General features: G+C 70.4%; 13 protein-coding genes. 5 read left to right on the top strand and 8 right to left on the bottom strand.

Annotation, left to right across the window (positions count from 1 at the left end; translation table 11 throughout):
- Positions 1–45 precede the first annotated feature (45 nt).
- A complete protein-coding gene (locus OOK38_RS28810; RefSeq protein ID WP_266755798.1) occupies positions 46–459 on the bottom strand; it encodes a thioredoxin family protein in 414 nt (137 codons plus the stop codon).
- A gap of 75 nt (positions 460–534) precedes the next feature.
- Here OOK38_RS28810 and OOK38_RS28805 point away from each other — a divergent pair, with 75 nt between their 5' ends.
- Both OOK38_RS28805 and OOK38_RS28800 read left to right on the top strand, forming a co-directional pair.
- The gene (locus OOK38_RS28805) at positions 535–951 is read left to right on the top strand and encodes a DUF4395 domain-containing protein (protein WP_266755799.1); all 417 of its coding nucleotides are present in this window, start codon (positions 535–537) and stop codon (positions 949–951) included.
- 186 nt (positions 952–1,137) lie between these two features.
- Positions 1,138–1,866 (top strand): 1-acyl-sn-glycerol-3-phosphate acyltransferase, encoded by a 729-nt coding sequence (locus tag OOK38_RS28800; protein ID WP_266755800.1) that lies wholly within the window; start codon positions 1,138–1,140, stop codon positions 1,864–1,866.
- A gap of 36 nt (positions 1,867–1,902) precedes the next feature.
- Here the strand turns inward: OOK38_RS28800 and OOK38_RS28795 are convergent, their stop codons facing one another.
- From OOK38_RS28795 to OOK38_RS28770, 6 genes are all read right to left on the bottom strand, one after another.
- Positions 1,903–2,595, bottom strand: coding sequence for a B3/4 domain-containing protein (locus tag OOK38_RS28795; RefSeq protein WP_266755801.1), 693 nt, complete (start codon positions 2,593–2,595; stop codon positions 1,903–1,905).
- Positions 2,596–2,608: 13 nt separating this feature from the next.
- The gene (locus tag OOK38_RS28790; protein ID WP_266755802.1) at positions 2,609–3,181 is read right to left on the bottom strand and encodes a transglutaminase domain-containing protein; all 573 of its coding nucleotides are present in this window, start codon (positions 3,179–3,181) and stop codon (positions 2,609–2,611) included.
- 104 nt (positions 3,182–3,285) lie between these two features.
- A complete protein-coding gene (locus OOK38_RS28785; RefSeq protein ID WP_266755803.1) occupies positions 3,286–4,359 on the bottom strand; it encodes a low specificity L-threonine aldolase in 1,074 nt (357 codons plus the stop codon).
- A complete protein-coding gene (locus OOK38_RS28780) occupies positions 4,356–5,111 on the bottom strand; it encodes an SDR family NAD(P)-dependent oxidoreductase (RefSeq protein WP_266765571.1) in 756 nt (251 codons plus the stop codon). Before OOK38_RS28780 ends, OOK38_RS28785 begins: the two co-directional genes overlap by 4 nt.
- 41 nt (positions 5,112–5,152) lie before the next feature.
- Complete coding sequence (locus OOK38_RS28775) at positions 5,153–6,550, bottom strand: DUF6421 family protein (protein ID WP_266755804.1); 1,398 nt, start codon at positions 6,548–6,550, stop codon at positions 5,153–5,155.
- Positions 6,551–6,631: 81 nt separating this feature from the next.
- Positions 6,632–7,651: an alpha/beta hydrolase fold domain-containing protein gene (locus OOK38_RS28770; RefSeq protein ID WP_266848916.1), complete on the bottom strand. Its 1,020-nt coding sequence runs from the start codon at positions 7,649–7,651 to the stop codon at positions 6,632–6,634.
- A 283-nt stretch (positions 7,652–7,934) separates the two neighbouring features.
- Here OOK38_RS28770 and OOK38_RS28765 point away from each other — a divergent pair, with 283 nt between their 5' ends.
- Positions 7,935–8,618 (top strand): glycerophosphodiester phosphodiesterase family protein, encoded by a 684-nt coding sequence (locus OOK38_RS28765; protein WP_266755806.1) that lies wholly within the window; start codon positions 7,935–7,937, stop codon positions 8,616–8,618.
- A 192-nt stretch (positions 8,619–8,810) separates the two neighbouring features.
- Here OOK38_RS28765 and OOK38_RS28760 read toward each other — a convergent pair whose 3' ends face one another.
- Complete coding sequence (locus OOK38_RS28760; RefSeq protein ID WP_266755807.1) at positions 8,811–9,359, bottom strand: GNAT family N-acetyltransferase; 549 nt, start codon at positions 9,357–9,359, stop codon at positions 8,811–8,813.
- A gap of 70 nt (positions 9,360–9,429) precedes the next feature.
- Between OOK38_RS28760 and OOK38_RS28755 the strand changes: the two genes are divergently transcribed.
- Both OOK38_RS28755 and OOK38_RS28750 read left to right on the top strand, forming a co-directional pair.
- Complete coding sequence (locus tag OOK38_RS28755) at positions 9,430–9,816, top strand: VOC family protein (RefSeq protein WP_266755808.1); 387 nt, start codon at positions 9,430–9,432, stop codon at positions 9,814–9,816.
- A gap of 335 nt (positions 9,817–10,151) precedes the next feature.
- Positions 10,152–13,163 carry a BTAD domain-containing putative transcriptional regulator gene (locus OOK38_RS28750; protein WP_266849383.1) on the top strand — a complete coding sequence of 1,004 codons (3,012 nt, stop codon included), beginning with the start codon at positions 10,152–10,154 and terminating at the stop codon, positions 13,161–13,163.
- Positions 13,164–13,510: the final 347 nt, after the last annotated feature.

Here is a 13,510-nt window from a genome sequence, read left to right as displayed (position 1 = left end):
GGGCGTACTGGCAGATGGGAGATCCCTCACCATGATCGTCACGGGTCACACGGCCTCTCCGAGCGCGGCGATGACATCGGCCTTGCGCGGCTGTCCCGTGGCCCGCCGCACGATCCGCCCGTCCGCGTCGAGCACGAGCACGGTGGGCGTCTTGAGGATGCCGAGATCGCGTACGAGGTCCAGGTGGTCCTCGGCGTCGATCTCCACGTGGGACACGCCGGGGACCAGGCCGGCCACCTCGCCGAGCACCCGCCGGGTCGCCCGGCAGGGGGCGCAGAAGGCGCTGGAGAACTGCACGAGCGTGGCCCGTTCACCCAGTCCCTCCCCGAGTTCCGCCGCGCCGAGCCGCTTTCCGCCGTCGCGCCCGCGCACTCTGACCCTCCCGCTCCGCCACCGGTGCAGCATTCCGTAGACGCTCGCCGCCGCGAGCACCACCACGCACACCACAAGTCCGTTCATCACATGCACAAGCATTCATGAGACCGCAAAGATTCCCGGGTCCGCGCCGAGGCCTTCATACGGAATGCTTGATTCATGGACATCGATGCGAGAGGGCCGCGGTTCGGTGCGGCCGTGACGACGGTCGTGCTGGCGGTGACGCTGATCACCGGGAGCGTCTGGCTGCTGGCGTGGCAGACGCTGGCGTTCGCGCTGGGCGCGGCGGGCGGCGTGGCGCGCTCGCCGTACGGCTGGATTTTCAGGAAGGCCGTCCGGCCGCGGCTCGGGCCGCCGACGGAGTTCGAACCGCCGCAGCCGCCGCGGTTCGCGCAGGCGGTCGGGCTCGCCTTCGCGGTGGTGGCGCTGATCGGCTGGACCGTGGGCCCGCAGTGGCTGGGGTCCGCGGCAACCGGGTGCGCGCTCGCGGCGGCGTTTCTCAATGCGGCGTTCGGGTACTGCCTCGGGTGTGAGATGTACCTGTTCGTGCGTCGCGTGACGGTACGCGTCGAGTAAAGGCGGGTTAAAACTCCGAGGTGGATCAAGGGGACGACGTGACAAGGATCTCGCCGTTCCGGGGCACCGGGGCTGGCCTCCCGTCCGTTCTTCGGGCACGATCTGCGCAATGCCGTAAACCTACGGCTGCGTAACTTTCCCGCCGGGAGACCCCTTCCCAGGCAGAGAGAAGGGTCCACCCCGTCCATGGCAGAGCTTGTCTACCGTCCCGTCGTCGGCCTCGCCCAAACGCTCTTCAAGGCGTGGGACCTCAAGATCGACTGCCAGGGGTCGGAGAACATTCCGCGCTCGGGCGGCGCCGTGCTGGTCAGTAACCACATCAGTTATCTGGACTTCATCTTCGACGGCCTGGCGGCCCTTCCGCAGAAGCGCCTGGTGCGTTTCATGGCGAAGGAATCGGTCTTCCGTCACAAGATCTCCGGTCCGTTGATGCGGGGCATGAAGCACATCCCCGTGGACCGTCAGCAGGGCGAGACCGCCTACCAGCACGCGCTGGACTCGCTGCGTTCCGGTGAGATCGTCGGCGTCTTCCCCGAAGCGACCATCTCGCAGTCCTTCACGCTGAAGAGCTTCAAGTCCGGTGCCGCGCGCATGGCCCAGGAGGCCGGCGTCCCGCTGATCCCCGTGGCCCTGTGGGGCACCCAGCGGCTGTGGACCAAGGGCCACCCGCGCAACTTCAAGCGCAGCCACACCCCGATCACCATCCGGGTCGGCGAGCCGGTGGAGGCCCCGCAGGACCAGTACGCGGGGGCCATCACACGGCGGCTGCGCGAGCGGGTCCAGGAGCTGCTCGAAGCGGCACAGCGCGCCTATCCCGTACGCCCCAAGGGGCCGGACGACACCTGGTGGATGCCCGCCCACCTGGGTGGCACCGCGCCGACCCCCGAAGAGGTGCGTGCGGCCGAGAAGCGCTGAGCCCGTCTCGAACGGCGCGCCCAGCGCGCCGAGTCGTCATTCCGGGGCGTGGACGGTGATCCGCGCCCCGGGGCTGAACTTCTGGAGCAGCTCGGCGAGTTCGGCGCCCGCGGCCTCGACGTCGGCGACCGGCATGGGGGCCAGGCTCTCCAGCAGGAAGACCGCCGCGGTGGATTCCTCCGTGAGCCGGGTGCGCGGCCCCTGGCGCCAGTTCCAGCGGCGGCAGGTGACGCCTGTGTCGTCGCGCCACACCACTTCGCCCGCGTCGGGGTGTTCGACGACCTCTTCGCCGCCGGAGGCGGTCACGAAGTCCTCGTCGCCGGTGGCGCGCACCAGGCGCATCGCGCCCCGGATGTGATCGGTGTCCTCGCCGCCGACCGGGATCAGGTGGGCCACGCTGATCGCGTTGTAGACGTCCACGAGGACGTTGATCCGCGGCAGACCCGCCTCCGAGAGCGCCCGCTTGGCCAGTGCCTCGGCGGAGTTGCGGGTGCGCGACGGCTTGGAGCCGAACGCCGTGTAGAGCTCCCGCCAGGCCGCCATGTGCGGGTCCTCGTGCGGAGCCCGCCCGGCCAGCCGTCCGGACAGCCGCCGGGCCGCGTCGTCCAGCAGCGCCGAAGTCCCCTCGGTACTGGGCCCGTTGACCAGTCCGTCCGCCTCGACGGCGACGTGGGTGAATCCGGGTGCGAGGGCACGCACCTCGTCGGACACGGTGAGCGTGAGAGTCATCGTCTGCCTCGCCTCAGAGTGCGGTGGGGAGCGTCCGCCACAGGGACAGCCGGTCGGGGGCGGCCTTCAGGACGCTGAGCACGGCCGGGTGAGGTTCAGCGTACAACACCGGGTAGTCCAACTCATTGGACTTGAGGTCGGGCGCGAAGGCCAGCCGCTCGCCGTCGAGGGAGAACTGGGCGTCCACGCCGGGCTTGTTGCCACGGGGGTCCTGCCGGTGCCAGGCGCCGCGGAAGCGCACGGCGACGAGTCCGTGCACCTCGTCGAACTTCTGGTAGCAGAACGCGGTCGGGATGTCCTCGGCCCGCAGGAGCGCTGCCAGCGCGTGGGCCTTGGCGTAACAGATGCCGGTACGCCGCTCCAGCACGTCGGAGGCACGCCAGGTGACCCGCAGATCACCGGAGTCGTGCGAGTGCGGGATGGCGTCGCGCACGTACTCGAACGCCGAGCGCGCATAGGCATACGAGTCGACGGCTCCCTCCGCGAGCCGTGCGGCGGTCTCGCGGACCAGCGGATGATGATGGTCGACAACCTCGTCGGCGGCCAAGTACGCGGACAGGTCGCTGGTTTCCTGGATCAGCTCCATACCCGTAGAGCATAGGAATGCGATCACCCGAGAGTCAATGACTTTTCAGGTGACCGCATATCTATGCATCGCTGCGTGGTGCGCGCGTGCTCGGAGTGCCCCGCCTACCGCTGGGCCATCTCCTCCTTGAGCGCGGCCACGAACCCGTCGACGTCGTCCTCGGTCGTGTCGAAGGAGCACATCCAGCGGACGTCGCCGGCGGCCTCATCCCAGAAGTAGAAGCGGAAGCGCTTCTGCAGCCGCTCGCTCACGTCGTGCGGCAGCCGGGCGAAGACCGCGTTGGCCTGGACCGGATAGAGGATCTCCACCCCGTGCACGGCGCGGACACCCTCGGCCAGACGCTGTGCCATCTCGTTGGCGTGCCGGGCGTTGCGCAGCCACAGATCCTTGGCGAGCAGCGCCTCCAACTGCACCGAGACGAAGCGCATCTTGGAGGCGAGCTGCATCGACAGCTTGCGCAGATGCTTCATGTGGCTGACGGCGTCCTGGTTCAGGACGACGACCGCCTCACCGAACAGGGCGCCGTTCTTGGTGCCGCCCAGCGACAGGATGTCGACGCCGACCGCGTTGGTGAACGTCCGCATCGGGACGTCCAGGGAGGCGGCCGCGTTGGATATCCGGGACCCGTCCAGATGCACCTTCATGCCGTGCGCGTGGGCGTGGTCGCAGATCGCGCGGATCTCGCCGGGCGTGTAGAGCGTGCCGAGTTCGGTGCTCTGGGTGATCGAGACGACCTGCGGCATCGCACGGTGCTCGTCGTCCCAGCCGAATGCCTGCCGGTCGATGAGGTCGGGCGTGAGCTTGCCGTCGGGCGTGGGCACCGTGAGCAGCTTGAGGCCGCCCATGCGCTCGGGAGCGCCGCCCTCGTCGACGTTGATGTGCGCGCTCTCCGCGCAGATCACCGCGCCCCAGCGGTCGGTGACCGCCTGGAGCGCGACCACGTTCGCGCCGGTGCCGTTGAAGACCGGGAAGGCCTCCGCGGTGGCGCCGAAGTGACTTCGGATGACCCCCTGGAGGTTCTCCGTGTAGGCGTCCTCGCCGTACGCGACCTGGTGCCCGCCGTTGGCCAGGGCCAGGGCGGCGAGCACCTCGGGGTGGGTCCCCGCGTAGTTGTCGCTGGCGAAGCCGCGGACGGCTGGGTCGTGATGACGCCGGGCGTCGGTCTTCGGAGGATTCACGGCTTCTCGGTCAGCCACAGACGCTTTCCGTTCACTTCACCGGCGGGCCGGTCCCAGACGTCGACGATGGACTCGGCCAGTTCCTTGACGTCCGTGAAGCCCGCGAACTTCGCGTTCGGCCGCTCGGCGCGCATCGCGTCGTGCACCAACGCCTTCACCACCAGGATGGCAGCGGCGGACGTCGGGCCCTCCGCGCCCTCGGCGTTCCCGGCCTTGCGGAAGTAGTCCGCCATGGCCAGCGTCCACGCCTCGGCGGCGGCCTTGGCCGCTGAGTACGCGGCGTTCCCCGCGGTGGGGTTGCTCGCGCCGGCCGCGCTGATCAGGACGTACCGGCCGCGTTCGCTGCTCTGCAGCGCCTCGTGGAAGGCGAGCGTGGTGTGCTGCACCGTGCGGATCAGCAGCAGTTCCAGCAGGTCCCAGTCGTCGAGAACCGTCTTGGTGAAGGTCTCGCTGCCGCGCCAGCCGCCGACGAGGTGGACGAGGCCGTCCACCTGGCCGAAGTCCTTCTGGATGCGCGCGGCCCAGTCGCGGGTCGACTGGAGGTCCAGCAGGTCGACGGTGTCGCCGACGACGGTGGAACCGCCGTGGGCGTAGCGGGCCGCGTCCACGGCCTCCGCCAGCCGCTCCGCGTCGTTGTCCGCGCCGATGACGGTCGCGCCCGCCTCGGCGAGCCTGAGCAGTGCCGCCCGGCCGGCGGGTCCACCCGCGCCCGCCACCGCGATCACCGCACCGCTGAGAGCCCCGTTCCCCATGGTCTTCGCCTCCTGAGCAATGTTCTCGGTACCGCGGTCGGTCACGCGGCGATCCGCTCGGAGTCGGCCGCGGTGATGCCCTTGGTGGAGGCGATCACGTTCTTCAGCTTCTTGGAGAGCGCCTCATAGAACATGCTCAGGGGAAACTCGTCCGGAAGCACGTCGTCGACGAGCTTGCGCGGCGGCTGGGACAGGTCGAGAGCGTCCGGACCCTTGGCCCAGCGGGAGCCCGGGTGCGGTGCCAGGTAGGTGGAGACGAGCTCGTACGCCTTGAACCAGTGGACGAGCTTGGGGCGGTCGATGCCCGCGCGGTACAGGTCCTCGATCTCGGAGCACAGCTGGTTGGTGACCTGCGGGGCGCGCTGCCAGTCGATGTGCAGCTTGTTGTCGGTCCAGCGGACGACGTCGTGCTTGTGCAGGTAGGCGAAGAGGAGCTGGCCGCCGAGACCGTCGTAGTTGCGGACGCGGTCGCCGGTGACGGGGAAGCGGAACATCCGGTCGAAGAGAACGGCGTACTGCACGTCGCGGCCGTGCTCGTTGCCCTCGGACTCCAGCTTCACGGCCTCCTTGAAGGCGGTGAGGTCGCAGCGCAGCTCCTCGAGGCCGTACATCCAGAACGGCTGGCGCTGCTTGATCATGAACGGGTCGAACGGCAGGTCGCCGTGGCTGTGGGTGCGGTCGTGGACCATGTCCCAGAGCACGAAGGCCTTCTCGCAGCGCTCCTGGTCGTGGACCATGGCGGCGATGTCCTCGGGCAGCTCGAGACCGAGGATGTCCACGGCGGCGTCGGTGACGGCACGGAAGCGGGCGGCCTCGCGGTCGCAGAAGATGCCGCCCCAGGAGAAGCGCTCGGGCGCCTCGCGCACCGCGATCGTCTCCGGGAAGAGAACGGCCGAATTGGTGTCGTAACCCGCGGTGAAGTCCTCGAAAGTGATGCCGCAGAACAGCGGATTGTCGTAGCGGGTGCGCTCCAGTTCGGCCAGCCAGTCGGGCCACACCATGCGCAGCACGACCGCTTCGAAGTTGCGGTCCAGGTTGCCGTTCTGCGTGTACATCGGGAAGACGACCAGGTGCTGGAGGCCGTCCTCACGGTTCGCGGCGGGCTGGAAGGCCAGCAGCGAGTCCAGGAAGTCGGGCACCTTGAAGCCGCCGTCGGCCCAGCCGCGCAGGTCCTTCACGAGCGCCTCGTGGTAGGCCACGTCGTGGGGTACCAGCGGGGAGAGCTGCTCGATCGCGTCTATCGCCCGGCGCACGGCCAGGTCGATGTCGGAGGCGTCGGGGGCGGCGTCACCGTCGAAGTCGATGGAGCCGTCCTTGGACTGCCACGGCCGGATCTCCTCCACGGCAGCCTTGAGCACGGGCCATGCCGGGTGCTCCACCACCCTGACCACGGGAGGAACCCGCTCCTCCGTACCCACCTGCTCAAGAACTTCCGTCATGTCCCATCCTCCACAGGAAAACCTCGCGTATGGACACCGTATGTTTGCGAGGATCCTTCCCGCAAGTGGGAACCCGGGAGATTATCCTGCGCACCCCCCACCTTCACCGCTCTTTTTCCTGCCGGACACCGTCGAGGCGATGACATCCGCCACGGCCTCGTGGGCGGCGCGGGCGTCGGCGAGAAGCTCGGGGAAGCCGAAGAACCCGTGGAACATGCCTGGGTAGTGGATCTCCGTGACCCGTACTCCGGCTTCCCTCAGCCTGACGGCGTACGCGTGGCCCTCGTCACAGAGGGGATCGAAGCCCGCGGTCACGACGTGGGCGGGCGGCAGACCGTGCGGATCGGCCAGGAGGGGCGAGGCGTACGGGTGCGCGCGGTCGCCGTCGGGACCGAAGTACTGCTCGGCGAACCATCGGCCCTGCGTCGCCGTGAGGAAGTACGCGGGGCCGTCCGCGGGGCCCTCCGTGGAAGGCGCGCCCGCTCCCGGCCGCGCGTCCGTCGCCGGGTAGAGGAGCACCTGGAGCGCGAGGTCGGGGCCGCCCCGGTCGCGGGCGACGAGCGCGGCGACGGCCGCGAGGTTGCCGCCCGCACTGTCGCCGGCGACGACCAACGCGTCCTGATCCGCGCCCAGTTCACCGATGTGTTCGGCGGCCCAGCACAGCGCGGCGTACGCGTCGTCGACGGCCGCGGGAAAGCGTGCCTCCGGGGCGAGCCGGTAGCCGACCGACACGACGGCCGCACCGGCGTCCCGGCACAGGGCGCGCGCGACGGGGTCGTGCGTGTCCAGACCGCCGATGACCCAGCCGCCTCCGTGGAAGAAGACCACGGTGGGGCGGGGGGAGACGACGGGTTCGGTTCCGGTCGGCGGCGCCGGAGAGGGCAGATAGACGCGTACGGGGATGTCCGGCGCTCCCTCGGGGCCGGGTATCGCCCGGTCCTCGACCGAGCCGACCACCGGGGGCTCGAAGGGCCACGCGGGTGCGGCGGCGAGGATGCGGCGGGCCTCCGCCGCTTCGGTCACGGTGCCGCCGATGTCCGGGAAGTACGCCTTGATGGCGTCGATGAGCGCGAGGACGTCGGGCGCGGGTTCGGTCGGCATCAAAGGCACCTCTTCCGGGGCGGACGGAGGGACTCGGCTTCCGGGAGGGCGGAGGGACTCGTCGAACGAGCCGGAACGGCCCGTCCGGCGGCGCGGGGCATGACTCCCCCGTTCCGCCCCGTCCGACACCCCCCGTGCCCCGAGTGAGCCCGACACTCCCATTGACCCGCGTAGGAACGGGTACATCGCACAGTCAGGCCATTAGGCTGCGGCCTTGCCGCGTGGACGCCCCCGTCGGAACCACGCGCGAGCCGAGCCGCCGTCGACGGAAGCGAGTCGAATCTTGAACTTCCTCACCATCGGTCATCGCGGAGTGATGGGTGTCGAGCCCGAGAACACCCTCCGTTCCTTCGTCGCCGCCCAGAACGCGGGCCTCGACCTGATCGAACTCGATCTGCACCTGAGCAAGGACGGCGCCCTCGTCGTCATGCACGACTTCGACGTGGACCGTACGACCGACGGCTCGGGGCCGATCGCCGAGAAGACTCTCGCGGAGCTGCGCGCGCTGGACGCGGGGCGCGGTGAGCGCGTCCCCGTCTTCGAGGAGGTGCTGGAAGCCGTCAGGACGCCGTTGCAGGCCGAGATCAAGGACGTCGCGGCGGCCAGGGCCCTCGCCGAGGTGATGCAGCGGCGCGACCTGGTCGGACGGGTCGAGGTGTCGTCGTTCCACGACGAGGCGGTCGACGAGATCGCCCGGCTGGTGCCGGGTGTCCGTACCGCGCTGATCGCCAGCCGCTATGGCATCGATGTCGTGGACCGCGCCGTGGAGGTCGGCGCCGCGACCGTCTGTCTCAACATCCGCAGGCTGAGCCTGGAGGTCGTCGAAGCGGCCCGCAAGGCCGACCTTCGGATCATCGGCTGGGTCGTGAACACCCAGGACCAGCTCCGGCTGGTGCGCGCACTGGAGCTGGACGGCGCCACGACCGACTACCCCGAGATCAAGCGCACCGGCCGCTTCACGGCCTGACGGGGACGAGGCAGGCAGCGGCGCCACAGGAGCCGCCCGGGCAGGACAGCCCGAGCGGCTCGACCGCCGTGTGCGGTCGGAGGTTGGCGGTCGGCAGCCGGGCCGGGGCGGCCGGGTTCACTCGTGATCGCGAGCCTCACCGGGGGCAGGACGCCCGACCGCCCCGGACCGCCTCCGCCGCGCTCGCCAGGATCAGACCTGGGCGAGCGGCTTGACAAGCAGTTCGAAGCGCAGGTCGTCCCGCTGCGGGATGCCGAAGCGCTCGTCGCCGTACGGGAAGGGCGTCATCCGTCCCGTACGGCGGTAACCGCGCCGCTCGTACCAGGCGATGAGGTCCTCGCGTACGGAGATCACGGTCATGTGCATCTCCGTGACGCCCCACGTCTCGCGGACCGTCCGCTCCGCCTCGGTGATGATCACCTTGCCGAGCCCGCCGCCCTGGAGTGCGGGACTGACCGCGAACATGCCGAAGTAGGCGTGGTCGCCGCGGTGCTCCAGCTGGCAGCAGGCGACGAGCGCGCCGTCCCGCTCCACGATCAGCAGCCGGCTGTCGGGCGCCTTCACGACGGCGAGCACCGCCTCGGCATCGGTCCGCTGGCCCTGAAGGATGTCCGCCTCCGTGGTCCAGCCGATCCGGCTGGAGTCCCCTCGGTACGCCGAGTCGATCAGCGCGACCAGGGCGTCCACATCGCTGTCGGTGGCGTCGCGGAAGGTCAGTCCGGTGGCGGCGGCGGTTTCCATGGAAGCGGTTCTCCATTCAGTGGCGCGGCTGGGCACGCCCGAGCGTAACCCTCCTCTAGGCTCCGGCTGCATGGTGCATGTACTGAGCAGCCGGACCCTTCTGCGCCCGACCGACCCGGAGCGCTCGCGCGCCTTCTACGGTGGGCAGCTCGGCCTGGACATCTACCGCGAGTTCGGTACGGGGCCCGAGCGCGGAACCGTGTACTTCCTCGGCGGCGGTTTCCTGGAGGTCGCCGGCCGGTCCGAGACGCCGCCCTCCCCCGCGCTGAAGCTGTGGCTCCAGGTCGCGGACCTGACGGCGGCCCACGAGGAGCTGACGGCCGCCGGTGTCGAGGTGGTGCGCGGGCCGGTGCGGGAGCCGTGGGGGCTGATCGAGATGTGGATCGCGGACCCGGACGGAACCGAAATCGTGCTCGTCGAGATCCCGGCCGATCACCCCTTGCGCCACCGGCCCTGAAGGGGCCGGCTAAGAAGCGCAGCCGATAGCGCCGAACTCCGCCGGGGAAGCTGAGACTTGTTCAGGAAATAACTTTCGCCCAGGTTATTGATCCGCAAACAGAATCCTTTACTCAACATCAACCCTACTGACGCGTATTCAGAAACAACCAAATCCGGCCCTTCCTCTGGAATTAACAATTCCACATCTCCGGGTGCATAGAATGGATCAACCATGGCCCGTCACGGGGCACCCACGAGCTTCGGCAGGGACTTCGGAGCAGGGGAGGGCAAGTGGAGAAGCCGTTGCGCTTCAAGATTCTCGGTCCGCTGGGCGTACTCGCACACGATGTACAGGTGAAGGTGGGCGGGCCGCGCCATCGCACCATTCTGGCACTCTTGTTGCTCAATCCGGAGAGGACCGTATCTGTAGACAAACTGGTCGACGCGGTCTGGGGAGACCAACCTCCCGCCACGGCACGCACCCAGGTTTCGATTTGCATCGCCGCCTTGCGCAAATCAATCAGGAAAGCTGGAATCACCGGGGAAGTCATCGTCACCGCGCATCCGGGATATCTGCTGCGCGTCGGCGGTCATCAGCTGGACAACCTCGAATTCTCGGCGCTCGTCTCCCGGGCCGAACACGCCGTCCAGGAGAAGCGGCTCGCCGACGCCGCCCGGCACTACTCCGACGCACTGCGTCTGTGGCACGGCCCGGCGCTCGCGGGGGTGACCGGAGCGGCGGTGGAGGACGAGGCGCGGCGGCTGGAGGAGTTGCGTCTCAACACCTACGACGACGCGATCGCCGTCGAGCTGGAACTCGGCCATCACCAGAGAGTCATTCCGGAACTGGCCGCCACGGTCCGCGCGCACCCCATGCGGGAGCGCACCCGGCACCACCTGATCACCGCGCAGTATCGTTCCGGCCGTCGTGCCGAGGCGCTGGAGACGTTCCGATTAGGGCGGCGGCTGTTCGTCAGCGAACTCGGGCTCGAACCCGGCCCGGCTCTACGCGAGTTGCACGACGCGATCCTGCACGACGACCTCGTGCCCGCCGCGCGCGACCGGGAGCAGGCCGCCCCGGAGCACGAGCGGCCACGCGACCCGGCGGCCAAGCCGTTCGAACTACCGCCGGACGTCGCGGGGTTCACCGGTCGCACGGAGGAAATGACGCTGCTGGACGCTCTGCTGGATCGCACGGAGGAAGTACGGGGGCCGACGGCCGGTCTCATCACCGGAGTCGGTGGTCTGGGCAAGACCTGCCTGGCCGTGCACTGGGCGCACAGCGTCGCCGAGCACTTCCCCGACGGCCACCTCTTCGCCGATCTGCGCGGCTACGACGAGAACCACGAACCGACCCCGGTCGGTGAGATTCTCGGCCGGTTCCTGCGCGCGCTCGGGGCGCCCGCCGACCGCATACCCGTCGGCCTCGAGGAGCGGGCCGCGCTGTACCGCAGCATCCTGGCCGATCGGCGGGTCCTCGTGGTCCTCGACAATGTGCACTCCTACCCGCACATCGTGCCGCTGCTGCCCAGCAGCCCCGGCTGCTGCGTGCTGATCACCAGCCGGGAGCAGCTCGCCGAGCTCGTGGCCTGGCCACCGCGTTGCCGGGTGCAGCTGGGCCGCCTGACCGCACCCGAGGCGGTCGAGCTGCTCGGGCGGATCGTCGGCGAACGGCGTGTCGCGGACGACCCCGCGTCCGTCGCCCGGGTCGCCGAGCTCTGCGACCGGCTGCCGCTCGCCCTGCGGATCGCCGGAGCCCGGCTCGCCGCCAAACCGCACTGGACCGTGGCGCGGCTCGTCGCGCTGCTCAGTGACGAGCGGCGCAGGCTGGACGAGCTGAGCGAGGGCGAGTCACAGGTCAGAGCGGGTTTCGCGCTGAGCTATCGCTGCCTGAGCGACGAGGCCGCCCGGCTCTACCGGCTGCTCGGCCTGCTGGAGATCCCCGACTTCGCTCCGTGGCTCGGCGCCGCGGCCCTCGACACGGACTCCGCGACGGCGGAGCGTCTCCTGGAGCAGCTGGTCGACGCGCAGTTCCTGGACGTCGCCGGCACCGACCCGACGGGCCGGCCGCGTTACCGCTTCCAGAACCTGCTCAGGCTGTACGCCCACGAGCGTGCCCACGACGAGGAGTCCGAGCCGCAGCGGCAGGCCGCGCGCGAGCGGGTCTTCAGCGGTGCGCTGTCCCTGGCCGACCAGGCCCACCGGCGCTTCTACGGCGGCGACTTCAGCATCATCCACGGCACCGCCGTCCGCCGTCCGCTGCCCGCCGACGTGGCCGCCGATCTCGCCGACCGGCCCCTGCAGTGGCTGGAGGCGGAACGCCTCACCCTGTCCGCCGTGGTGGAACAGGCGGCGGAGCTGGGCCTGGACGAACTGGCCTGGGATCTCGCCATGTCCACGGTGGTGCTCTTCGAGACCCGGGACCACACCGACGACTGGCGCGCCTGCGCGGAGAACGCCCTGGCCGCGACGCGGGCCGCCGGGAACGTCCGGGGGCAGGGCGCGATGCTGCACATCCTGGGTGCCCTGGAGATGCGGCTGCGGCGTTTCCCGGAGGCCGACGAGAACTTCGCCGCCGCGCTGGCCCTGCACACCCGGGCCGGGGAGCGGCACGGCCGGGCGCTGGTGCTGCGCAGCATGGCAATGATCGACGAGATGCGCGGCGAGCTGACGAGAGCGATGAGCCGCAGCAGAGAGGCTCTCGAGGTGTTCCGTGCGGTGGGCGACCTCTCCTCGGAGGCCCACGTGCTCAACAACATGGCGCAGATCGAGCTCGACCGCGGCTCCGTCGACCGTGCGGCCGAGCTGGCCCGGGAGTCCGTCCGGGTCGCCGAGGCCATCGGGGAGGGCGGCTCACGCAGTCTCGCGCTCGCCACCCACCGGCTGGGCCGGGTGCTGCTCGCCCAGGGGCGCTTCGTCCGGGCCGAGGAGGCCCTGCTGCGCATGGTCCGGATCGTGCAGGACAACTCCGACACGCTGGGGCTCGCGCACGGGCTCCTCGCGCTCGGCGAGGTCCGGCTCGGGGCGGGCCGCTGGGAGCAGGCCCGGATGACGCTGACGCAGGCCCTCGACGCGGCGGAGCAGGTCAGCAATCCGCTGGTGGAGGGGAGGATCAAGCTGGTCCTGGGCGAGGCCTGCGCCAAGTGCGGTCACCGGGCCCGCGCCCTGCGCCATCTGACGGAGGCCCGGGACTGCTTCGCCCGGATCGATGTGAAGTCCTGGCTGGAACGGGTCGACGGTGCCCTGGACGCGCTGCGTCCGGAGAGCGCTTCGTCGCAGCCGCCGACGCGGGCCTCGTCGGGCGACTCCCAGCAACGCGGAGGCGCGACACGCACCGCGGCCACGGCGCCGGCCCGCCGGCACTGAGTCGCGGTACGCCCCGAAGCGGGACCCGGACCGACGTCCGCCACGCTCCCCGGAGCAGGACCCGGCTCGTCCCCTCGTCCGTCCGGAACGGCACGAGCGGGGCTGTCGGGTGCGCCGGGGCCGGGATCCGGGCGGGGCCCTGCGCGGGTCGGGGGGTCGGTGGGCCGGGAGGCCTGTTGCCCGGGGGCCCGGGGGCCGGTAAGCCAAGGGCCAGTGGGCCGGGAGGTCGGCGGGCCGGGGCCGGTGGGCACGCGGGTCGGCAGGTCGGCGGACCAGGGGCCGGTGGGCCGGCGAGTCGGCGGACCAGGGGCCAGTGGGCCAGGAGGCCGGCGGACCAGGGGCGGGTG

Origin of the sequence: Streptomyces sp. NBC_00568, from assembly GCF_026341855.1 — a bacterium.
Classification (GTDB): Bacteria; Actinomycetota; Actinomycetes; order Streptomycetales; family Streptomycetaceae; genus Streptomyces.
The sequence above is the reverse complement of the archived record's forward strand: the minus strand, read 5'-3'. Positions and strand labels throughout refer to the sequence as shown.

Excerpts from the sequence above, each read along its gene's own strand:
- OOK38_RS28810 (WP_266755798.1), bottom strand. The coding sequence starts at position 459 with ATGAACGGACTTGTGGTGTGCGTGGTGGTGCTCGCGGCGGCGAGCGTC.
- OOK38_RS28805 (WP_266755799.1), top strand. The coding sequence starts at position 535 with ATGGACATCGATGCGAGAGGGCCGCGGTTCGGTGCGGCCGTGACGACG.
- OOK38_RS28800 (WP_266755800.1), top strand. The coding sequence starts at position 1,138 with ATGGCAGAGCTTGTCTACCGTCCCGTCGTCGGCCTCGCCCAAACGCTC.
- OOK38_RS28795 (WP_266755801.1), bottom strand. The coding sequence starts at position 2,595 with ATGACTCTCACGCTCACCGTGTCCGACGAGGTGCGTGCCCTCGCACCC.
- OOK38_RS28790 (WP_266755802.1), bottom strand. The coding sequence starts at position 3,181 with ATGGAGCTGATCCAGGAAACCAGCGACCTGTCCGCGTACTTGGCCGCC.
- OOK38_RS28780 (WP_266765571.1), bottom strand. The coding sequence starts at position 5,111 with ATGGGGAACGGGGCTCTCAGCGGTGCGGTGATCGCGGTGGCGGGCGCG.
- OOK38_RS28775 (WP_266755804.1), bottom strand. The coding sequence starts at position 6,550 with ATGACGGAAGTTCTTGAGCAGGTGGGTACGGAGGAGCGGGTTCCTCCC.
- OOK38_RS28770 (WP_266848916.1), bottom strand. The coding sequence starts at position 7,651 with ATGCCGACCGAACCCGCGCCCGACGTCCTCGCGCTCATCGACGCCATC.
- OOK38_RS28760 (WP_266755807.1), bottom strand. The coding sequence starts at position 9,359 with ATGGAAACCGCCGCCGCCACCGGACTGACCTTCCGCGACGCCACCGAC.
- OOK38_RS28755 (WP_266755808.1), top strand. The coding sequence starts at position 9,430 with ATGGTGCATGTACTGAGCAGCCGGACCCTTCTGCGCCCGACCGACCCG.